Source organism: Dryocola clanedunensis subsp. sulfonylureivorans (genome assembly GCF_016756775.1).
GTDB lineage: Bacteria > Pseudomonadota > Gammaproteobacteria > Enterobacterales > Enterobacteriaceae > Dryocola > Dryocola clanedunensis.
The window spans coordinates 145,335-165,964 of record NZ_JAERMU010000010.1; the positions used below are offsets into that span (position 1 = coordinate 145,335).

21 protein-coding genes are annotated in these 20,630 nt (G+C 54.2%); 14 read left to right on the plus strand and 7 right to left on the minus strand.

From position 1 onward, the window contains the following. Positions 1-6 precede the first annotated feature (6 nt). The 3 genes from napC to HYQ67_RS12545 all read left to right on the plus strand — a co-directional run bounded on the left by napC (position 7) and on the right by HYQ67_RS12545 (position 2,490). Complete coding sequence (napC, locus tag HYQ67_RS12535) at positions 7-609, plus strand: cytochrome c-type protein NapC (protein WP_202304015.1); 603 nt, start codon at positions 7-9, stop codon at positions 607-609. A 115-nt stretch (positions 610-724) separates the two neighbouring features. Further along, positions 725-1,300, plus strand: a complete 576-nt coding sequence (gene nudK / locus HYQ67_RS12540; protein WP_202304016.1) for a GDP-mannose pyrophosphatase NudK — start codon at positions 725-727, stop codon at positions 1,298-1,300. A gap of 146 nt (positions 1,301-1,446) precedes the next feature. Further along, positions 1,447-2,490, plus strand: a complete 1,044-nt coding sequence (locus HYQ67_RS12545; protein ID WP_202304017.1) for a DUF1176 domain-containing protein — start codon at positions 1,447-1,449, stop codon at positions 2,488-2,490. 82 nt (positions 2,491-2,572) lie between these two features. Here HYQ67_RS12545 and tkt read toward each other — a convergent pair whose 3' ends face one another. Then, a complete protein-coding gene (gene tkt, locus HYQ67_RS12550; RefSeq protein WP_202304018.1) occupies positions 2,573-4,570 on the minus strand; it encodes a transketolase in 1,998 nt (665 codons plus the stop codon). Positions 4,571-4,589: 19 nt separating this feature from the next. Then, the gene (gene tal, locus HYQ67_RS12555) at positions 4,590-5,540 is read right to left on the minus strand and encodes a transaldolase (protein ID WP_202304019.1); all 951 of its coding nucleotides are present in this window, start codon (positions 5,538-5,540) and stop codon (positions 4,590-4,592) included. 260 nt (positions 5,541-5,800) lie between these two features. Between tal and maeB the strand changes: the two genes are divergently transcribed. Next, positions 5,801-8,080 (plus strand): NADP-dependent oxaloacetate-decarboxylating malate dehydrogenase, encoded by a 2,280-nt coding sequence (maeB, locus tag HYQ67_RS12560; RefSeq protein ID WP_202304020.1) that lies wholly within the window; start codon positions 5,801-5,803, stop codon positions 8,078-8,080. An 89-nt stretch (positions 8,081-8,169) separates the two neighbouring features. Here the strand turns inward: maeB and hemF are convergent, their stop codons facing one another. Then, positions 8,170-9,075 (minus strand): oxygen-dependent coproporphyrinogen oxidase, encoded by a 906-nt coding sequence (hemF, locus tag HYQ67_RS12565; RefSeq protein WP_202304021.1) that lies wholly within the window; start codon positions 9,073-9,075, stop codon positions 8,170-8,172. Positions 9,076-9,080: 5 nt separating this feature from the next. Beyond that, positions 9,081-9,941: an N-acetylmuramoyl-L-alanine amidase AmiA gene (gene amiA / locus HYQ67_RS12570; RefSeq protein WP_202304022.1), complete on the minus strand. Its 861-nt coding sequence runs from the start codon at positions 9,939-9,941 to the stop codon at positions 9,081-9,083. 215 nt (positions 9,942-10,156) lie between these two features. Here amiA and HYQ67_RS12575 point away from each other — a divergent pair, with 215 nt between their 5' ends. Continuing rightward, on the plus strand, positions 10,157-10,582 hold the full coding sequence (locus tag HYQ67_RS12575) for a GNAT family acetyltransferase (RefSeq protein WP_202304023.1): 426 nt from the start codon (positions 10,157-10,159) through the stop codon (positions 10,580-10,582). A 48-nt stretch (positions 10,583-10,630) separates the two neighbouring features. Here the strand turns inward: HYQ67_RS12575 and HYQ67_RS12580 are convergent, their stop codons facing one another. Both HYQ67_RS12580 and HYQ67_RS12585 read right to left on the minus strand, forming a co-directional pair. Next, complete coding sequence (locus tag HYQ67_RS12580) at positions 10,631-10,954, minus strand: cupin domain-containing protein (protein WP_202304024.1); 324 nt, start codon at positions 10,952-10,954, stop codon at positions 10,631-10,633. Between the two features lie 226 nt (positions 10,955-11,180). Continuing rightward, the gene (locus HYQ67_RS12585; RefSeq protein WP_202304025.1) at positions 11,181-11,447 is read right to left on the minus strand and encodes a YdgH/BhsA/McbA family protein; all 267 of its coding nucleotides are present in this window, start codon (positions 11,445-11,447) and stop codon (positions 11,181-11,183) included. 484 nt (positions 11,448-11,931) lie between these two features. Here HYQ67_RS12585 and HYQ67_RS12590 point away from each other — a divergent pair, with 484 nt between their 5' ends. The 9 genes from HYQ67_RS12590 to pdxK all read left to right on the plus strand — a co-directional run bounded on the left by HYQ67_RS12590 (position 11,932) and on the right by pdxK (position 19,888). Further along, positions 11,932-12,369: a DUF2919 domain-containing protein gene (locus HYQ67_RS12590; RefSeq protein WP_202304026.1), complete on the plus strand. Its 438-nt coding sequence runs from the start codon at positions 11,932-11,934 to the stop codon at positions 12,367-12,369. A 65-nt stretch (positions 12,370-12,434) separates the two neighbouring features. Continuing rightward, positions 12,435-13,010 carry an RpoE-regulated lipoprotein gene (locus tag HYQ67_RS12595; RefSeq protein WP_202304027.1) on the plus strand — a complete coding sequence of 192 codons (576 nt, stop codon included), beginning with the start codon at positions 12,435-12,437 and terminating at the stop codon, positions 13,008-13,010. 103 nt (positions 13,011-13,113) lie between these two features. Then, positions 13,114-14,013: a Dyp-type peroxidase gene (locus HYQ67_RS12600; protein WP_202304028.1), complete on the plus strand. Its 900-nt coding sequence runs from the start codon at positions 13,114-13,116 to the stop codon at positions 14,011-14,013. Between the two features lie 189 nt (positions 14,014-14,202). Then, positions 14,203-15,219 (plus strand): sulfate ABC transporter substrate-binding protein, encoded by a 1,017-nt coding sequence (locus tag HYQ67_RS12605; RefSeq protein WP_202304029.1) that lies wholly within the window; start codon positions 14,203-14,205, stop codon positions 15,217-15,219. Next, complete coding sequence (gene cysT / locus HYQ67_RS12610; RefSeq protein ID WP_202304030.1) at positions 15,219-16,052, plus strand: sulfate/thiosulfate ABC transporter permease CysT; 834 nt, start codon at positions 15,219-15,221, stop codon at positions 16,050-16,052. The genes HYQ67_RS12605 and cysT overlap by 1 nt, the downstream gene beginning before the upstream one ends. After that, positions 16,052-16,927, plus strand: a complete 876-nt coding sequence (cysW, locus tag HYQ67_RS12615) for a sulfate/thiosulfate ABC transporter permease CysW (protein WP_202304031.1) — start codon at positions 16,052-16,054, stop codon at positions 16,925-16,927. The genes cysT and cysW overlap by 1 nt, the downstream gene beginning before the upstream one ends. Next, on the plus strand, positions 16,917-18,002 hold the full coding sequence (cysA, locus tag HYQ67_RS12620) for a sulfate/thiosulfate ABC transporter ATP-binding protein CysA (RefSeq protein WP_202304032.1): 1,086 nt from the start codon (positions 16,917-16,919) through the stop codon (positions 18,000-18,002). The genes cysW and cysA overlap by 11 nt, the downstream gene beginning before the upstream one ends. Before the next feature lie 70 nt (positions 18,003-18,072). Continuing rightward, positions 18,073-18,984, plus strand: a complete 912-nt coding sequence (cysM, locus tag HYQ67_RS12625; RefSeq protein ID WP_202304033.1) for a cysteine synthase CysM — start codon at positions 18,073-18,075, stop codon at positions 18,982-18,984. Positions 18,985-19,036: 52 nt separating this feature from the next. Continuing rightward, positions 19,037-19,888, plus strand: a complete 852-nt coding sequence (gene pdxK / locus HYQ67_RS12630) for a pyridoxine/pyridoxal/pyridoxamine kinase (RefSeq protein ID WP_202304034.1) — start codon at positions 19,037-19,039, stop codon at positions 19,886-19,888. Positions 19,889-20,095: 207 nt separating this feature from the next. On the opposite strand, the gene crr is transcribed toward pdxK, so the two are convergent. After that, the gene (gene crr / locus HYQ67_RS12635; protein WP_202304035.1) at positions 20,096-20,605 is read right to left on the minus strand and encodes a PTS glucose transporter subunit IIA; all 510 of its coding nucleotides are present in this window, start codon (positions 20,603-20,605) and stop codon (positions 20,096-20,098) included. Between the last annotated feature and the right edge of the window lie 25 nt (positions 20,606-20,630).

Genomic DNA, 20,630 nt, shown 5'->3' on the forward strand with positions numbered 1-20,630 from the left:
GCCAATATGGATAAAGCAAACCGTAAGCCGGGCCTGCTCCGCCGTATCTGGCAGTGGTGGCGTCGCCCAAGCCGTCTGGCGCTGGGCACGCTGCTGCTGATTGGCTTCGCCGCCGGGATTATTTTCTGGGGTGGGTTTAACACCGGCATGGAGATGACCAACCGCGAAGAGTTCTGCATTGGCTGCCACGAGATGCGCGCTAACGTCTACGAGGAGTACATGGAGACGGTGCATTATAACAACCGCAGCGGCGTACGGGCGACCTGCCCGGACTGCCACGTCCCGCACGAGTGGGGGCCGAAGATTATTCGTAAACTCCAGGCCAGCAAAGAGCTGTATGCAAAAGCGTTCGGCCTGATAGATACGCCGCAGAAGTTTAACGACCATCGCCTTGCGATGGCGCAAAACGAGTGGCGAAGGATGAAGAACAACAATTCCCAGGAGTGCCGCAACTGTCATAACTTCGATTATATGGATTTAACCGCGCAGAAAACCGTGGCGGCGAAGATGCATACTAAAGCGATCAAAGACGGTCAGACCTGCGTGGATTGCCATAAGGGCATCGCACACAAGCTGCCGGATATGAGCGAAGTGAAGAACGGTTTTTAATTTCCCCTGACCCTCTTCCTTCCAGGGAGAGGGTCAGTAAACGTATTCCAAAGAGAGACAAACCTCACATTCCGGCTTATGATTATCGGCTCCCTTAATCCGCTGCGGAGACCGTATGTCGATTCAAATCGAAGTCATCAAAGATAAAATCCTCTCAGATAACTACTTCATCCTGCGCAATATCACCTACGACCTGTCCCGCAATAACAGCGAAGCCATCCGCCATAAGCGCGAAGTCTATGACCGCGGCAACGGCGCGACCATGATGCTCTACAACCGTGAAAAGAAAACGGTGGTGCTGACCCGCCAGTTCCGCGTGGCGACGTGGGTGAACGGCAACCCGGACGGGATGCTGATTGAAACCTGTGCCGGCCTGCTGGACGCTGACGAGCCGGAAGTCTGCGCTCGTAAAGAGGCGATGGAAGAGACGGGTTATATGGTCGGGGAGGTCGAGAAGCTCTTCGAACTGTATATGTCCCCTGGCGGGGTGACCGAGCTTATCCATTTCTATATGGCGCAATACAGTGACGCTCAGCGTGAATTCGCCGGCGGTGGCGTGGAAGATGAGGACATCGACGTGCTGGAGCTGCCGTTTTCACAGGCGCTGGCAATGGTGAAAAGCGGTGAAATTCGTGACGGTAAAACGGTTATATTACTCCAGCAGCTGCAATTGCGGGGAATAATGGAATAAAACTATTCTTATTCAAACGGTTAGGATAATCATTTTTTACATGAATCTATCCGACAAATCCGATTGAGCGTGCGCACTGAGAAGCCGAAGATATCGCCAAAATCTGTACGTTTTTTATCTTCGTCTTTTCAGGATATGTGTCGCTCATGTGTTACCGGATACAATCGCTTCTCCTCATCACCCTTTTTCTGGCGGCCTCTGCGGTCGCGGCTCCGGCACAAAAATCCTTCTCTGACTGGCAGGTTACCTGCAACAACCAGAACTTCTGTAGCGCGAGAAATACGGGCCTTCACCAGGGGCTGGTGATGACGCTGACCCGCAGCGCCGGGGCGCATACGGATGTGAATTTACGTATTGATTTGGGCAGCCTGGCGCGCTCCGACAGCCATGCGCCGGCTATCGCTCCCCGCCTGCTGGTCGACGGTGAACCGCTGATTCTGGAAAAAGAAAAATGGCAGGAAACGCCGCACCACCTGGTGACGGACGATGCCGAAACCATCAATAATCTGCTTGAGACAATCGGCAACGCTAATGCCATTACGCTTACGGGAGGACAGGGGACGATTTCGCTGGCAGGGCTGAAAGCTGCACTGCTGTTTATCGACAGCCAGCAAAAGCGTGTAGGAAGCGAAACCGCCTGGATCAAAAAGGGTGACGATCCCCCGCTCAGCGTGCCGCCTGCTCCCGCCCTTAAAGAAGTGACCATTACCAATCCCACCCCAACGCCCTTTGCTCAGGCTGAACTCAACGATTTACTGGACTACGGCACCTGGCGCATGAACAACAGCGACTGCTCGCTCGATCCCGCTCGTCGTGAAGTTCGTGTTTTTGCGCTTAGCGATGATAAAGCTCTGATGCTGATCGGCTGTGAGGCGGGGGCCTACAATGTCGTGGATCTGGCCTGGATCGTCTCCCGCCAGAAACCTTTCGTCGCCCGCCAGATTCATCTGCGGCTTCCCTTCATGCCTGAAAGCGGTAGCAACGATCTGGAGTTAATGAATGCGGGTTACGACGATCTCAATAAAGAGCTGATAACGCTTTCAAAAGGCCGGGGACTTGGCGACTGCGGAATGACCAGCCGCTGGCGTTTTGACGGGCAACGTTTCCGACTGGTGCGCTATGCGCAGGAGCCTGCTTGCGACGGCTGGCACGGCAGCGGAGCATGGCCGACGCTTTGGGTGACCAAGTAATATTGTCGGATGACGCTGCGCTTATCTGACCTACGGTTTGCTCTGATGTCGGATAAGCGCCAGCGTCATCCGCCGGGCCGTACTATTTCCCCAGCGCCTTCTTAGCCTTGCTTACCACGTTCTCAACGGTGAAGCCAAAGAACGGGAAGAGCTTGTCGGCCGGGGCTGACTCGCCGTAGCTGGTCATGCCGACAATCTGGCCTTTCAGGCCCACGTACTTGTACCAGTAATCCGCAATACCCGCTTCTACCGCTACGCGTGCGCTGACATCGGACGGCAGTACGGATTCCCGGTAGCTTTCATCCTGCGCATCGAACACGTCCGTAGAAGGTAGCGATACCACGCGGACTTTGTGACCCTCAGCGGTGAGCTTGTCCGCCGCCAGCATTGTGATTTCCACTTCGGAGCCGGTAGCTATCAGGATGATATCTGGTTGTCCGCCGCTGTCCTTAAGGATGTAGCCGCCGCGAGCCACGGCTTTCAACTGCTCCGGGTTGCGCTCCATCTGCGCCAGGTTCTGACGAGAAAGAATCAGCGCCGTCGGGCCATTGTGTCTTTCAACCGCCGCTTTCCATGCCACCGCCGCTTCTACCTGGTCACAAGGTCGCCAGGTGCTGAAGTTTGGCGTCAGGCGCAGGCTGGCAAGCTGTTCTACCGCCTGGTGCGTTGGGCCATCTTCTCCCAGACCAATGGAGTCATGGGTGTAGACCATTATCTGGCGGGCCTTCATCAGCGCCGCCATACGGGCTGCGTTTCGTGCGTACTCCACAAACATCAGGAAGGTTGCGGTATAGGGAACAAAGCCGCCGTGATGGGCAATCCCGTTGGCAATCGCCGTCATACCAAATTCGCGTACGCCGTAGTGAATGTAGTTGCCCGCGATATCCTCTTTGATGGATTTGGAGTCTGACCAGATGGTCAGGTTACTTGGCGCAAGGTCCGCAGAGCCGCCGAGGAGTTCCGGCAGAATCGGACCAATCACGTTAAGCGTATTTTGTGAGGCCTTACGGGTGGCGATTTTCGCCGGTTTGGCCTGCAGGTCTTCAATGAGTTTGTAGGTGGTTTCCTGCCAGCTGTCCGGCAGCTCGCCATCCATGCGGCGTTTAAATTCGGCTGCCAGCTCCGGATGGGCTTTGGCGTAAGCGGCGAACTTATCCTTCCAGGCCGCTTCGGCTTTCTCGCCTTCTTCTTTTGCATCCCACGCGTGATAAATTTCTTTAGGGATCTCAAAGGCAGGGTATTTCCAGCCCAGCTGTTGACGGGCCAGCGCCACTTCTTCTTCACCCAGCGCGGCGCCGTGCGCCTCTTCCTTACCTGCTTTATTTGGCGAGCCGAAGCCAATCACCGTGCGGCAGATAATCAGCGAAGGTTTGTCCTTCACGCTCTGCGCTTCCTGAATCGCTTTTTTTACGGCTTCAGGATCGTGACCGTCGATTTCATGCACCACGTGCCAGTGATAGGCCTCGAAGCGTTTGGCCGTGTCGTCGGTGAACCAGCCTTCCGTTTCTCCGTCGATGGAGATGCCGTTATGGTCGTAGAAGCCGATAAGTTTGCCCAGCCCCAGCGTTCCCGCCAGCGAGCAGACCTCATGGGAGATGCCTTCCATCAGGCAGCCGTCCCCCATAAAGACATAGGTGTGGTGATCGACAATCTCATGGTCAGGCCGGTTGAACTGTGCGCCCAGGGTGCGCTCGGCAATCGCCAGGCCCACCGCATTTGCCAGCCCCTGGCCCAGCGGGCCGGTGGTGGTTTCAACACCCGGCGTGTACCCTTTTTCCGGGTGGCCGGGGGTTTTGGAGTGAAGCTGACGGAAGTTTTTTAACTCCTCCATCGGCAGATCGTAGCCGCTCAGATGCAGCAGGCTGTAAAGCAGCATCGACGCGTGTCCGTTCGACAAAATAAAGCGATCCCGATCGGCCCAGGCGGGGTCGGTCGGGTTGTGTTTCAGAAAGTCGTTCCATAGCACTTCAGCGATATCCGCCATGCCCATTGGCGCGCCGGGGTGGCCCGAATTTGCTTTTTGTACCGCGTCCATACTCAGGGCACGAATGGCGTTGGCAAGCTCTTTACGAGATGACATGTTTCACTCCCATGTGTTGTTAAAGTCTGGCGGCGAGTAAATCTTCCAGTTTGCGTTGATCGATAGCGAACAGACGGATCCCTTCGGACAGTTTGTCGATGGCCATGGCGTCCTGATTATGTTCCCAGCGGAAGTCGGCTTCGGTTAACGGCTCTGGACGGCGGAAGCCCTGCGAGGACGGGACCAGTTTGCGGATTACTGGCTCTTCACTTTCCTGGAGCTGCTGCAACAGATTCGGCGCAATGGTCAGACGGTCGCAACCCGCCAGCGCCAGGATCTGCTCGGTACGGCGGAAGCTCGCGCCCATCACCACGGTGGTGTAGTTATGCTGCTTGAAGTAATCGTAGATATTGCGCACTGATTTGACGCCGGGGTCTTCTTCCACCACGTACGGGTCCATCGGTTTGCGCTCCTGATACCAGTCGTAGATACGGCCCACGAAAGGCGAGATCAGGAACACGCCTGCTTCGGCGCAGGCGCGGGCCTGCGCCTGCGAGAACAGCAGCGTCAGGTTGCAGTCAATCCCTTCTTTTTGCAGCTCTTCGGCGGCTTTGATGCCTTCCCACGTGGCGGCAAGTTTGATGAGAATACGTGATTTATCTATGCCCTGATCGGCATAGAGTTCGACCAGACGGCGGGCTTTGGCGATGCTCTTCTCTTTATCGTAGGAGAGGCGGGCATCGACTTCTGTGGAGACGCGGCCAGGAATACTTTTCAGAATTTCTGCACCAAAATTCACCGCCAGTTTGTCGCTGGCCTCCATAACCTGAGCTTCCCTGGTGCCGCCGCGCTTTTTGCCATAGGCTAGCGCATCGTCTATAAGTGACTGATAATGCTCAAGGCCTGCGGCTTTCAGTAATAACGAGGGGTTGGTAGTGGCATCAATGGGCTGGTAGTGGCGGATTGACTCAATGTCTCCGCTGTCGGCAACCACGGTGGTGAATTGTTTAATGGCCTCTAGCTGGTTCATACATATCTCCTTGAAATGCAATGTCTTATTGGGGTGCTCCGTATCACCCCAGACGGGAATTTATTCAATACATAACTAAAAAGCATAGCAGACGGGCATGGTGTTGCCGCCGATTGCCAGTAACATAGTCACTATAATTCCCTAACATTTTTGACCCCGGATGTTGATAGTATGGTCATGTTCAAAGTTTAGTGAGCGCGCAGGCGTGATACTACGTGACCTTAACGACCCTTGAGAATGAGCAGAAAAGGAACGACCTAATGGACGAACAGTTAAAGCAAAGTGCCCTCGATTTTCACGAATTCCCTATCCCTGGCAAAATTCAGGTCTCACCGACTAAACCGCTGGCGACCCAGCGTGATTTAGCACTGGCCTATTCGCCGGGCGTCGCGGCACCTTGTCTTGAGATTGAAAAAGACCCTCTTGCAGCTTACAAATACACCGCGCGCGGCAACCTGGTTGGCGTGGTTTCCAACGGGACCGCCGTGCTGGGGCTGGGAAACATTGGCGCGCTGGCGGGCAAGCCGGTCATGGAAGGCAAGGGCGTGCTGTTCAAGAAATTTGCCGGTATCGATGTGTTCGATATCGAAGTGGATGAGATGGACCCGGATAAACTGATCGACGTTATTGCGGCGCTCGAGCCTACTTTTGGCGGCATCAACTTAGAAGATATCAAAGCGCCGGAATGTTTCTACATCGAGAAAAAGCTGCGTGAACGCATGAACATTCCTGTGTTCCATGACGATCAGCACGGTACTGCCATCATCTGTACCGCAGCCGTACTGAACGGCCTGCGCGTCGTTGAGAAGAATATTTCTGATGTGCGCCTGGTCGTTTCCGGTGCGGGCGCATCGGCCATCGCCTGTATGAACCTGCTGGTGCAGCTGGGCGTGCAGAAACACAATATCGTGGTCTGTGACTCCAAAGGCGTCATCTACAAAGGCCGTGAAGAGAACATGGCTGAAACCAAAGCGGCTTACGCGGTGGAAGATAACGGCAAGCGGACGCTGGACGAAGTCATTGAAGGGGCTGATATCTTCCTCGGCTGCTCCGGCCCGAAAGCGATGAGCCAGGAGATGGTTAAGAAAATGGCCCGCGCGCCGCTGATTCTGGCGCTGGCAAACCCGGAACCTGAAATCCTGCCGCCGCTGGCTAAAGAAGTGCGCCCGGACGCCATCATCTGCACCGGCCGTTCTGACTTCCCGAACCAGGTGAACAACGTGCTGTGCTTCCCGTTCATCTTCCGCGGTGCGCTGGACGTAGGCGCTACGGCCATTAACGAAGAGATGAAGCTGGCTGCGGTACATGCCATCGCCGAGCTTGCTCATGCAGAGCAGAGCGACGTGGTTGCTTCCGCCTACGGCGAAGAAGAGCTGACCTTTGGCCCGGAATACCTGATCCCGAAACCGTTCGACCCGCGACTGATCGTACAGATCGCGCCTGCTGTTGCGAAAGCGGCGATGGATACCGGCGTGGCAACCCGCCCGATTCAGGATTTCGAAGCTTATAAAGAGAAGCTCACCGAGTTCGTCTACAAAACTAATCTGTTTATGAAGCCGATCTTCTCCCAGGCGCGTAAAGATCCAAAACGCGTGGTTCTGGCAGAGGGTGAAGAGGCCCGCGTGCTGCATGCGACTCAGGAGCTGATTACCCTGGGCCTGGCGAAGCCAATTCTGATTGGCCGTCCTTCAGTTATCGAAATGCGTCTGAAGAAGCTTGGCCTGCAGATGCGTGCCGGCAAAGATTTTGAGATCGTGAATAACGAATCCGATCCGCGCTTCAAAGAGTACTGGAACGAGTACTACAACATCATGAAGCGCCGCGGCATTACCCAGGAGCAGGCGCAGCGTGCGGTGATCAGCAACACTACCGTTATCGGGGCGATCATGGTACATCGCGGCGAAGCGGACGCGATGATCTGCGGCACCATCGGTGAATACCACGAGCATTTCGAAGTGCTGGAAAAACTGTTTGGCTACCGCGAAGGCGTGAAGGCGGCTGGCGCAATGAACGCGCTGCTGCTGCCAAGCGGCAACACCTTTATTGCTGACACCTACGTCAACGACGACCCGACGCCGGAAGAGCTGACGGAAATCACGCTGCTGGCGGCGGAAACGGTGCGCCGCTTTGGTATCGAACCGAAAGTTGCGCTGCTGTCGCACTCTAACTACGGCTCTTCCAACTCGAAAGCGGCTTGCAAAATGCGCGCAACGCTTGAGATGGTCCGCGCCCGCGCGCCGGAGCTAGAAATTGACGGTGAGATGCACGGTGACGCCGCGCTGGTAGAAAGCATCCGCAACGAACGTATGCCGGACAGCCCGCTTAAAGGCTCCGCGAACATCCTGATCATGCCGAACGTGGAAGCCGCGCGCATCAGCTACAACCTGCTGCGCGTTTCCAGTTCTGAAGGGGTGACCGTTGGGCCGGTACTGATGGGCGTGGCGAAACCGGTGCATGTCTTAACGCCGATCGCTTCCGTGCGCCGTATCGTTAACATGGTGGCGCTGGCGGTTGTTGAGGCGCAGACCGTTCCGCTTTAAGGATTGTGGTGGATGGCGCTTGCGCTTATCCACCCTACCGGACAAGGTTTCGCAGGTCGGATAAGCGACACGTCATCCGACCAACAAAGCTATACCCACTCTCTGACAGGTAAGAAATCACGATATAAGGCAGCCTCCGGGCTGCCTTCTTCCGGCTGGTAGTTATACTCCCAACGTACCAGCGGCGGCATCGACATTAAAATCGACTCCGTACGTCCTCCGGTTTGCAAACCGAACAGCGTTCCTCTGTCCCACACCAGATTAAATTCCACATAGCGCCCGCGGCGGTAGAGTTGGAAATCTCTTTCACGCTCGCCCCACGGCAAAGCTTTACGACGCTCAACGATGGGCAGATACGCATCCAGATACCCATTGCCTACCGCCTGCATAAAGCTAAAGCAGTGGTCAAAATCCGGGGTGTTCAGATCGTCAAAGAACAGGCCGCCTATGCCGCGCTGCTCGCTGCGGTGCCTGATGAAGAAATAGTCGTCGCACCACTTTTTGTAACGCGGGAAGACCTCCTCACCAAACGGCAGGCAGATATCCCGGGCGGTTTTGTGCCAGTGAACGGCATCTTCCTCGAAGCCGTAGAACGGCGTCAGGTCAAAACCACCGCCGAACCACCAGACGGGTTCACAGCCTTCTTTTTCGGCAATGAAAAAGCGCACGTTGGCGTGGCTGGTTGGCACATAAGGGTTTAGCGGATGCACGACGAGGGAAACGCCCATCGCCTCAAAGCTGCGCCCGGCAAGCTCAGGACGATGCGCAGTGGCCGACGCCGGCATCGCATCGCCATACACGTGGGAGAAGTTAACGCCCGCCTGTTCGAAGATATTGCCACCCCGTAGCACCCGGCTACGTCCGCCACCTCCGCCTTCCCTTTGCCAGCTCTCTTCTTCAAACGCGGCGCCGTCAATGGCGGCGAGCTGCTGGCAGATAGTGTCCTGTAGCTGCATCAGGAATTGTTTAACGGCGTGGCTATCGGGCTTATTCATAGTGGTTAGCGCTTAGTGTGAGCTTTCTGATTATCGAACCAGTTGAAGTAACTGATTATCCCGGAAGCAATGGCGTGGGCGATTTTCTGTCGGAACGCCGTCGTACCCAGCAGCTTCTCTTCCCCCGGGTTAGTAATAAACGACGTCTCTACCAGTACAGAGGGAATTGACGGTGATTTCAATACTACAAATGCAGCCTGCTCCGTGTGGCGACTGTGCAGCTTATGCACCGGCTTTATTTGCTTGAGGATATGTGAACCCAGCGTCAGGCTGTTTTTGATGGTATCCGTTTGCACCAGATCGAACAGCACCTGCTGAAGATAATGATCTTTGTTTTTCACCCGGCTGCCCGCGACGTCATCGGCGGCGTTTTCTTTATCGGAAAGGTACTTTGCCATGGCGCTACTTGCGCCGCGATTGGAAAGGGCAAAGACCGACGCACCTGCTGCTGACGGGCTGGTAAAGCCATCTGCGTGGATGGACATAAACAGATCGGCACCGTGCTGGTGGGCGATTTCAACGCGATCGTACAAAGGGATAAACTCGTCGCTGCTGCGGGTAAGCTTTGCTTCGATACCGTTGCGTCTTAGGATACTGCGCACGTTTTTGGCAATGGCCAGCACAACGTGTTTCTCTTTAGAACCGTTGTGACCAATTGCTCCGGTATCAATACCGCCATGACCAGGATCTAACATTACCACGCGGCGACTGCTTGATTTCTTTGCAGGTTTACTATGATTGGTGGTGGTTTTGAGCGTCTGGCTGGCCAGCGCCTTAGTTGCGCCAGTTAAGGTCAGCGCCGCCAGACCAGTGAGCAGCACCTGGCGGCGTGTAGCGAGTTGCGTTAGCGATTTAATTTTACTCATGCGGCTAGTTATTTATCTTATGAATGTTCGACTGGCATTTATAGCTTATTGCCAAAGTGTTAACGACAGGCGTTTGAGCGAAATGTTTATCATTTCATTTCAATCCATGAATATGCCGCAAGTATGCCATTTTTTCGTTGCTTTTGCGGCAGATATTGGCTTAATCCACAGGAAACGCCATAATCAGGTTTTTGAAGCTAACAACGGCTAATACCATGGAAATACGCGTTTTTCGTCAGGAAGATTTCGAAGAGGTCATCACCCTTTGGGAGCGCTGCGATCTCCTGCGCCCGTGGAACGATCCTGAAATGGATATTGAACGTAAGCTCCAGCACGATGCAGATCTGTTCCTGGTGGCAGAGGTCGGCGGCGAAATCGTTGCTTCCCTGATGGGCGGCTATGATGGTCATCGCGGGTCTGCCTATTATCTGGGCGTGCATCCGGAATTCCGGGGGCGTGGTATCGCTAACGCGCTACTCAGCCGCCTGGAGAAGAAGCTTATTGCTCGAGGTTGCCCGAAAATCCACATTATGGTGCGCGAAGAAAACGACCTGGTGATTGGCATGTACGAGAAGCTGGAGTATGAGCAGCAGGACGTGGTTATGTTAGGCAAGCGCCTGATAGAAGATCAGGAGTATTAAGTCATTCCGCGGAGAGGGTTTCGGTACTCTCCGCGATTCAGCATCAGTTTAAAGACCGGCCAGCTTCAGTAAATCTTTCCGCGCAGGTGTCCAGACGCTGATCATCACAGCTTCTCCACTGACACACTTCATATCGTGTTCTACACCAGAGCTGATAGTGGCGGTTTCACCAGCTTTGACTCGGTACTTCTGTTCGCCATTGGTTGCTTCAAATTCGCCGCTCACCACGATATTCACCTCTTCATGATCGTGATGATGCGTACCGGCAAAGCCAGGGCCGCTAAACCAAAATTTTGCCGTCATCAATTGTTCGCTGTATGAAATAACCTGCATGGTGACGGCATCGTTCAGCTTAACTTTTTGATATTCCATTGCTTACCTCTTTGAATAGTTTTATAGCATGGCTGGTAAGAGAAACTTTTCTGATTGTGTAGGAGGGACGTTTTGATTCTCACCAGAGACATTGCATAACGACACATCTTCATTTTTATTCAGCAGCTATATTTGCTGGGAAAAAATTGACGTGGTGATTGTGCTTAATAAGACAGCCGCTGTATCATTAGCTGCCTTATTAAGTGAGTGCTTGTCATTTCAACTGTTATTTATAAATTTCAGCCGTTGCTCTTACATCTGAACCCATGCCCGGCATTTCAATAGAGGTAATATGATAAAAACCAGCGCCTTTCTCGTCGGCTTTTTTGGACAGGGCAGCAGTCGCCTCATCCAGCGTACTGTTCCTGAGGCTTACACTGATCTCACCGACTTTATCCTTCATGCTGGTCATTTCAGAAGTACGAATTTCTTTGGCAGCAAACACGCTGGTGCTGAGCATCATCAGTAATACAGTAGGGATGATCTTATTCATATTAACGATCCTTTTAGTTTCATTGTTTATTAATGACCTTCATGCCGAAGGGTAAACTGAACTTACGTTAACCTTCTACAATGTGCAATATAGTAGAAAGGTGTTGTTAATTAATTGTTAGCTCTACAGGAGGGTGTGTTTGTGGTTATTTGTTCTGCTGGGGTGCGTCTGGTGTGGCTATAATGGTTTTATTAACTAAAACACCCCTCGTATACGGGTGGTGCTAATTTGTTTAAATCATTTTTTAATATTATTGTATTTTAGAATGTGTTACGAGGCGGCTGGTTATTTTCCGTGAAATCATGATTCTGTAAATGAAATAGTGAAGAAAATGCATCGCTATAATTAAAATGAAAGCGTCTGGATGTCTTTTTCTTATAAATGTGACAGAGGCAGCATACTTCTCCTGAAAGTAAAGTTTTGTCATGTAATGGGGTGGATGCCATAATATTCACACTTCGTTCAGCGTGGTTTGATTGGCACAATGTATTTGCATAATGAGTTTGATAACCGGGGCCACCTCAGAGCGCCGGTTATTTTCTGGTTGATTCTGCTTTTCCAGGCGCGGACCTGGTTTCTGTTGGTGCTGGCGGCGGCTTCCCGGCAGCAGGGTGATGCACTGCTTGGCCTGTTCTATCCCGACCGGGATAATTTCTGGCTGGGGCTGCTGCCCGGCATTCCCGCCGCGCTGGCCTTTGTGATTAGCGGGCGGCGGCATCTCTGGCCACGCTTGTGGCAGGCCTGGCGCTGGGTGCTGATTGTCGCACAAATCGCGGTACTCGCCTGGCAGCTCATGCTGCTGGGCCAGGGAGAAGATCTGACCGGGGTAAGCCTCGCTTTGCTGGTGGGCGACGTTTACGCCCTGTGGTGGCTATTGACCAGCCGCCGTCTAAAAGATTACTTTGCGCTACAAAGTGAATAGCCGGGCACTTTTGAGTAAGTTTGTACTCCAATGCCCGTAATCACGCCAAAACAAAGGATGAATTGATGAAAACATTGCGCCTGATGCTGTTAGGAGTTCCGCTTCTGCTGAGCGGCTGTTCCACGCTCTCTAATATGCACTGGTCAAGCCTCTCCCCGATGAGCTGGTTTGGTTCCTCACTTGAGGTTAGCGAGCAGGGCGTCGGTGGGCTTAACGCCAGTACGCCTTTAAATGAAGAAGCCGTCAGCGAAGGGCTTAACAATAACTACCGTCTGCGTAGCGGTATGAAAACCGACAACGGCACGGTAGTACGTTATTTTGAAGCGCTGGATGATAAAACCTTAATGGTGGTAGTCAACGGCGAGAAGGGAACGGTCAGCCGCGTCGATGTGATGGATAAAGAAGTGAAAACCGACAGCGGCGTTGAGATTGGCACCCCGTTTAGCGATCTCTACAGCAAGGCGTTTGGTGCCTGTGCGAAAGCCACCGGCGATGACGCCGAAAGCGTGGAGTGTAAAGCCCCTGACAGCCAACACGTCAGCTATCTGTTCAGCGGCGAATGGCACGGGCCGGAAGGGTTAATGCCTGCCGACGATGTGCTAAAAAAATGGACCGTCAGCAAAATTATCTGGCGTCAATAATTCGGCAGTAGGTTTGCGCCTTCTCAAGAAGGCGCAGCGAGAATGGGGTATCATAGGACGATAAACGCCACGCAAAGTGGCGTCTGTTTTTTCAGGAGGATACATGTCTCGGGTACAAACTGGCATTTTGCCAGAACATTGTCGTGCCGCCGTCTGGCTGGAAGCGACTATTCAAGGCGATTTTGACGCTATTCGCCAGGGCTGCAAAACCTTTAATCAATCGCTCTCCACATTTCAGGCTAAATTCCCGGATGCTAATCTGGGGGCCGTCGTGGCATTTGGTCACGATCTGTGGCGCGATCTGAGCGGCGGCGTGGGTGCCGAAGAGCTGAAGAGCTTTGCGCCATTGGGCAAAGGGCTGGCACCAGCTACCCAGCATGACGTCCTGATCCATATCCTTTCCCTTCGTCATGATGTGAACTTTTCCATCGCTCAGGCGGCACTTGCAGCCTTTGGTGATGCACTGAAGATTGAAGAGGAAGTTCACGGTTTCCGCTGGGTGGAAGAGCGCGATCTGAGCGGCTTTATCGACGGCACTGAAAACCCGCAGGGCGAAGATACGCGCCGTGAAGTGGCGGTGATCAACGAAGGCGTGGATGCAGGTGGCAGCTACGTATTCGTGCAGCGCTGGGAGCATAATCTCAAGCAGCTTAACCGCATGAGCGTGGGCGATCAGGAGATGATCATCGGCCGCACCAAAGATGCCAACGAAGAAATCGACGGCGACGAACGCCCGGATACCTCCCATCTTTCACGTGTCGATCTGAAAGAAGACGGCAAAGGGCTGAAGATTGTCCGCCAGAGCCTACCGTATGGCACCGCCAGCGGCACGCACGGCCTGTACTTCATCGCCTATTGCGCCCGTCTGCATAACATCGAGCAGCAGCTGCTGAGCATGTTTGGCGAGACCGACGGTAAACGCGACGGCATGCTGCGCTTCACAAAGCCGGTGACCGGCGGTTATTACTTTGCGCCGTCACTGGACAAACTGTTAAGCCTGTAGAACTGAATGGTGGATGGCGCTGGCGCTTATCCACCCTACAAACACGGCGTAGCGCCCGCTGCGCCGTTCTTTTGTCTTATATCCCTTTCTTATTGTAAATCACCAAACGGTATATAAAACCGTTACAGCTTTGCCGTCCGTTATAAATACACTGGTTGCCTGAAAATGACACATTTATAAGGGTGCACAATGGCGATCGGCTCAGTTAAAAAGGTTTGGAGTGCGCTGGTAGTTTCGGCGCTGCTGGCGGGATCTGCCCACGCCACAGAGCTGCTCAACAGCTCTTATGATGTGTCTCGCGAGCTTTTTGCCGCTCTCAATCCCGCTTTCCAGCAGAAGTGGGCGCAGGAGAACAACGGCGACAAGCTGACGATAAAACAATCTCATGCCGGGTCATCAAAACAGGCGCTGGCGATATTACAGGGCTTAAAAGCTGACGTTGTAACTTATAACCAGGTGACGGACGTGCAGATCCTGCACGACAAAGGCAACCTGATCCCGGCGGACTGGCAGAGCCGTTTGCCAAACAACAGCTCGCCGTTTTATTCCACCATGGCTTTCCTGGTGCGTAAGGGCAACCCAAAAAATATCCACGACTGGAACGATCTGGTGCGCCCGGATGTAAAACTGATTTTCCCGAATCCGAAAACTTCCGGTAACGCTCGTTACACCTACCTGGCCGCGTGGGGGGCGTTTAACAAAGCCGACGGCGGCGACAAAGCCAAAACTGAAAAGTTGATGACCCAGTTCCTGAAAAACGTCGAGGTGTTCGACACCGGTGGCCGTGGGGCAACCACAACGTTTGTAGAGCGTAACCTTGGGGATGTGCTGATCACCTTCGAATCTGAAGTGAACAACATTCGTAAGCAGTACGAAAAAGACGGCTACGAAGTTGTTGTGCCTAAAGTGAACATTCTGGCGGAGTTCCCGGTAGCCTGGGTGGATAAAAACGTGAAGGCCAACGGTACGGAAAAAGCGGCCAAAGATTACCTGAACTTCCTGTACAGCCCGCAGGCGCAGACCATCATCACCGACTATTACTACCGTGTGAACAGCCCGGAAGTGATGGACAAGCTGAAAGACAAATTCCCGCAGACCGAGCTGTTCCGCGTGGAAGATGAGTTCGGCGGCTGGCCTGAAGCGATGAAAACGCATTTTGCCTCCGGCGGGGAGTTCGACAAGCTGGTTGCGGCGGGGCATAAGTAATGTTTGCTGTTTCTACTAAACGAGTGCTGCCTGGCTTTACCTTAAGCCTCGGCACCAGTTTGCTGTTTGTTTGCCTGATTTTGCTTCTGCCGCTCAGTGCGCTGGTCATGCAGTTATCTGAAATGACGCTGGCGCAGTATTGGGAAGTTATCTCCAACCCGCAGGTGGTGGCGGCTTACAAAGTTACGCTGCTGTCGGCGGGCGTTGCTTCCATCTTCAACGGCGTGTTCGGCATGCTGATGGCATGGATTTTAACGCGCTATCAGTTCCCCGGCCGTAGCCTGCTGGACGCGCTGATGGATTTGCCGTTCGCACTGCCTACTGCGGTGGCGGGTCTGACCCTGGCCGGCCTGTTCTCGGTAAACGGCTGGTACGGCGAGTGGCTGGCGCAGTTTGGCATTAAAGTCACTTACACCTGGCTCGGCATCGCGGTGGCGATGGCGTTTACCAGCATCCCCTTTGTGGTGCGTACTATCCAGCCCGTGCTGGAAGAGCTTGGGCCAGAGTATGAAGAGGCGGCGGAGACGCTGGGTGCTACTCGTTGGCAGAGCTTCCGCCGTGTGATTTTACCGGAGCTGTCCCCGGCCTTAATGGCTGGTGTAGCACTCTCTTTTACCCGCAGCCTCGGCGAGTTTGGCGCGGTTATTTTTATCGCCGGGAACATCGCCTGGAAAACGGAAGTGACCTCGCTGATGATTTTCGTGCGCCTCCAGGAGTTCGACTACCCGGCGGCAAGCGCCATCGCCTCGGTGATTCTGGCCGCGTCGCTGCTGCTGCTGTTTACCATTAATACGCTGCAAAGTCGCTTTGGTCGGCGCGTGGTAGGTCACTGATGACGGACGTAACTGAATTGAAAAGCTATCGCCGCTCCGGGTTTAACTGGGGCAAATGGGCGCTGATTAGCATCGGCATGCTGATTTCGTTTCTGCTGCTGGTGGTGCCGGTGGCGTCGATTTTCGCTCAGGCCTTCTCGAAAGGGCTGATGCCCGCGCTGCAAAACATTGCTGACCCGGACATGCTGCACGCCATCTGGCTGACGGTGATGATTGCCCTGATTACCGTGCCGGTTAACCTGGTGTTCGGGATCCTGCTGGCCTGGCTGGTGACGCGCTTTAACTTCCCTGGCCGCCAGCTGCTGCTGACGCTGCTGGATATCCCGTTTGCCGTGTCGCCGGTGGTTGCCGGTCTGGTCTATCTGCTGTTTTACGGCTCTAACGGCCCGCTGGCAGGCTTTATGGATGAACATAATATTCAGGTAATGTTCGCCTGGCCGGGCATGGTGCTGGTGACGATCTTTGTTACCTGTCCATTCGTAGTGCGTGAACTGGTGCCGGTGATGCTAAGCCAGGGCAGCCAGGAAGATGAAGCGGCTATTTTGCTGGGCGCATCGGGCTGGCAGATGTTTAAGCGCGTGACGCTGCCAAACATTCGCTGGGCTTTGCTGTACGGCGTGGTGCTGACCAACGCCCGCGCGATTGGCGAGTTTGGTGCCGTGTCGGTGGTATCTGGTTCTATCCGCGGTGAGACCTTCTCGCTGCCGTTACAGATCGAATTACTCCAGCAGGATTACAACACCGTCGGCTCGTTTACCGCCGCCGCGCTGTTGACCCTGATGGCTATAGTGACCCTGTTCTTAAAGAGTGCGCTGCAGTGGCGTCTGAATAATCAGGAAAAACGTCTGCAGCAGGAGGCAAATCATGAGCATTGATATTACCAATATTAAGAAATCTTTTGGTCGCACCCAGGTGCTGAACGATATCTCTCTTGATATCCCTTCTGGTCAGATGGTTGCGCTGCTGGGGCCGTCCGGCTCCGGGAAAACCACGCTGCTGCGAATTATCGCCGGGCTTGAGCATCAGAACAGCGGGCGCATCAGCTTCCACGGCACGGACGTGAGCCGTATCCACGCCCGTGACCGTAAGGTTGGTTTTGTGTTCCAGCACTACGCGCTGTTCCGCCATATGAGCGTGTTCGACAATATCGCCTTTGGCCTGACCGTGCTGCCGCGACGCGAACGTCCGTCGTCTGCGGAAATTAAACAAAAAGTGACCCGTCTGCTGGAGATGGTACAGCTGTCCCATCTGGCGGACCGCTATCCGGCACAGCTTTCCGGCGGGCAGAAGCAGCGCGTGGCGCTGGCCCGTGCGCTGGCCGTGGAGCCACAAATCCTGCTGCTGGATGAGCCGTTCGGCGCGCTGGATGCCCAGGTTCGTAAAGAGCTGCGCCGCTGGCTGCGTCAGCTGCATGAAGAGCTAAAGTTCACCAGCGTCTTCGTCACCCACGACCAGGAAGAAGCGATGGAAGTTGCCGACCGGGTGGTGGTGATGAGCCAGGGGAATATCGAGCAGGTGGATACCCCGGAAGCCGTGTGGCGCGAACCAGCTACCCGCTTCGTGCTGGAATTCCTCGGCGAAGTTAACCGTATGAAAGGCACTATTCGCGGCAGCCAGTTCCACGTTGGTGCACACCGCTGGCCGCTGGGCTTCACGCCTGCTTACCAGGGGCCAGTCGATCTGTTCCTGCGTCCGTGGGAAGTGGACGTCAGCCGCCGCACGAATCTGGATTCCCCGCTGCCCGTCCAGGTGCTGGAAATCAGCCCTCGCGGTCACTATATGCAGCTGGTTGTCCAGCCGCTGGGTTGGTATGACGAACCGCTGACCGTTGTGCTGCGAGAGAACCATGTACCGGTACGCGGCGAGCGTCTGTTCGTGGGCCTGCAGCACGCACGTCTCTACGACGGCAACAACCGTATTCAGGGTGTAGACCTCGCGCAGTCCGCCTGATAAGTTTACGGCACTACACGAATCGCTATAGCGGCCCATGTGGCCGCTTTTTTTATCTTCTGGATAGCTTGTGACAACCTTAGAAAGCACAATCGGCAATACGCCGCTGGTGAAACTCCAGCGTACCGGGCTTACAAACGGCAGCGAAATTTGGGTAAAGCTCGAAGGCAATAACCCGGCGGGATCGGTGAAAGACCGGGCCGCGCTGTCGATGATCGTCGAAGCTGAAAAGCGCGGAGAGATAACGCCAGGCGGCACGCTAATCGAAGCAACCAGCGGTAACACCGGTATTGCCCTCGCGATGATTGCGGCCCTTAAGGGTTACCGCATGAAGCTGCTGATGCCCGACAACATGAGCATGGAACGTAAGGCTGCCATGCAGGCGTACGGGGCGGAACTGCTTCTGGTGACCAAAGAGCAAGGTATGGAAGGCGCCCGCGAGCTGGCGCGTCTGATGGGCGAACGCGGAGAGGGCAAAGTGCTCGATCAGTTCAACAACCCTGATAACCCTTACGCACATTATTTGACGACCGGCCCTGAAATCTGGCAGCAGACCCAGGGGCGCATTACCCATTTTGTTTCCAGTATGGGCACCACCGGCACCATCACCGGGGTTAGCCGTTTTATGCGCGAGCTGGAAAAGAAAGTCACAATTGTTGGCCTGCAGCCGGAAGAGGGGAGTAGTATTCCCGGCATTCGCCGCTGGCCCGAGGAGTGGCTGCCGAAGATCTTCAACCCTCAACTGGTGGACGAGGTTATCGATATGTCCCAGACCGAGGCCGAGCAGACGATGCGTCGGCTGGCCATTAGTGAGGGGATTTTCTGTGGCGTCAGCTCAGGCGGTGCGGTTGCAGGGGCGCTTCGGATGGCGCAGGCAAACCCGGGGAGCGTGGTCGTTGCAATTATTTGTGACCGTGGCGACCGCTATTTATCAACCGGCGTGTTTGGTGAAGAAAGCTATTCCCAGGGCGCGGGTATTTGAGCCTGCGGCGCTGTGCGCAGCGCCTTCGTTCAGGCAAGACTGGAGGCAGTAAATGGGTCAGGAAAATGATATTCAGTCGGTTCTTTTTCATGATCGAAAAAGGGCGCAGCAGGCTGATATCGTCGCCGTACAATCACAGGTAGTGTACGGCAGCGTAGGAAACAGCATTGCCGTGCCGGCTATCAAACAGCACGGCTGGCGAGTGATGGCGGTTCCTACGGTTTTGTTCAGCAACACCCCACATTATGATACCTGGTATGGCGGCACGATTCCGGAAGAGTGGTTCAGCGGTTATCTGCGGGCGCTGGAAGAGCGCAGCGCGTTACGAGAACTCAAAGCGGTGACTACCGGTTATATGGGCACGCCGGGCCAGATAGCGCTTCTTGCGCAGTGGCTGCGTGAAATCCGGGTGACGCATCCAGAGGTCTGTATTCTCGTCGATCCTGTCATTGGTGATATCGACAGCGGCGTCTATGTGAAGGCTGGCATTCCCGAAGCCTATCGCGCTGAGCTTCTGCCGCTGGCGAATGTTATTACGCCGAATTTGTTCGAACTGAGGACGCTCACGGGGATGCCGTGCGGAACGCTGGATGAAGCGGTGCAGGCGGCCAAAAGTTTGCTATCTGATACGCTTAACTGGGTAGTGATTACCAGTGCGCCTGGCGAAGATCCACAGGCTATTTCGGTGGTGACGGTTAGTGCTGAATCAGTGGAGATTACCGACCATGCACGCGTAGTAACCGATTTAAAAGGTACTGGTGATTTGTTCTGTGCAGAGTTGGTGAGCCGCATTCTGGAAGGGCAGGCGGTGGCTAATGCTGCCGGGGATGCCGCGAGGCGCGTATTGGAGGTGATGTCCTGGACTCAGGAACATCATTACGACGAACTGGTTCTTCCTCAGTAACAAAAAAGGCACCCACCGGGTGCCTTCAGACTGATGACAAACCTAAAGCGCATGTACTTCGCAAAGATCTCACCGAATAAATAACAAGGAAAATCAATTCATTGATTTTCGCCTGCTTATCACAAAGAAGGAAAAACCACGCTTTTTCCTTCTTTGTCAGCAATTTAAAGGCACCCATCGGGTGCCTTTTTTATTTAAGCAGTCAACTTACTTCTTGATGCGGATCACCGGGGTTTCACCCACGGTCACGCTACCAGTCAGTTTGATCAGCTCTTTGATTTCGTCCATGTTGGAGATAACAACCGGCGTCAGGGTAGACTTGGCCTTCTCTTCCAGCAGTGGCAGATCAAATTCGATAACCACGTCGCCTTTCTTAACACGCTGGCCTTCTTCGGCGATGCGCTTGAAACCTTCGCCTTTCAGTTCAACGGTATCAATACCGAAATGAACGAACAGCTCGATGCCGCTATCGGATTCGATAGAGAAGGCATGGTTGGTTTCAAAGATTTTGCCGATGGTGCCATCAACCGGAGCAACCATTTTGTTGCCGGTCGGTTTAATCGCGATGCCATCGCCTACGATCTTCTCTGCAAACACCACATCTGGCACATCTTCAATATTGACGATTTCGCCAGACAGCGGGGCAACAATCTCAATGGTTCCGGTGTCTTTTTTATCATCAGAAACCAGAGATTTCAGTTTATCAAACAAACCCATGATCTTCTCCTAAGCAGTAAATTGG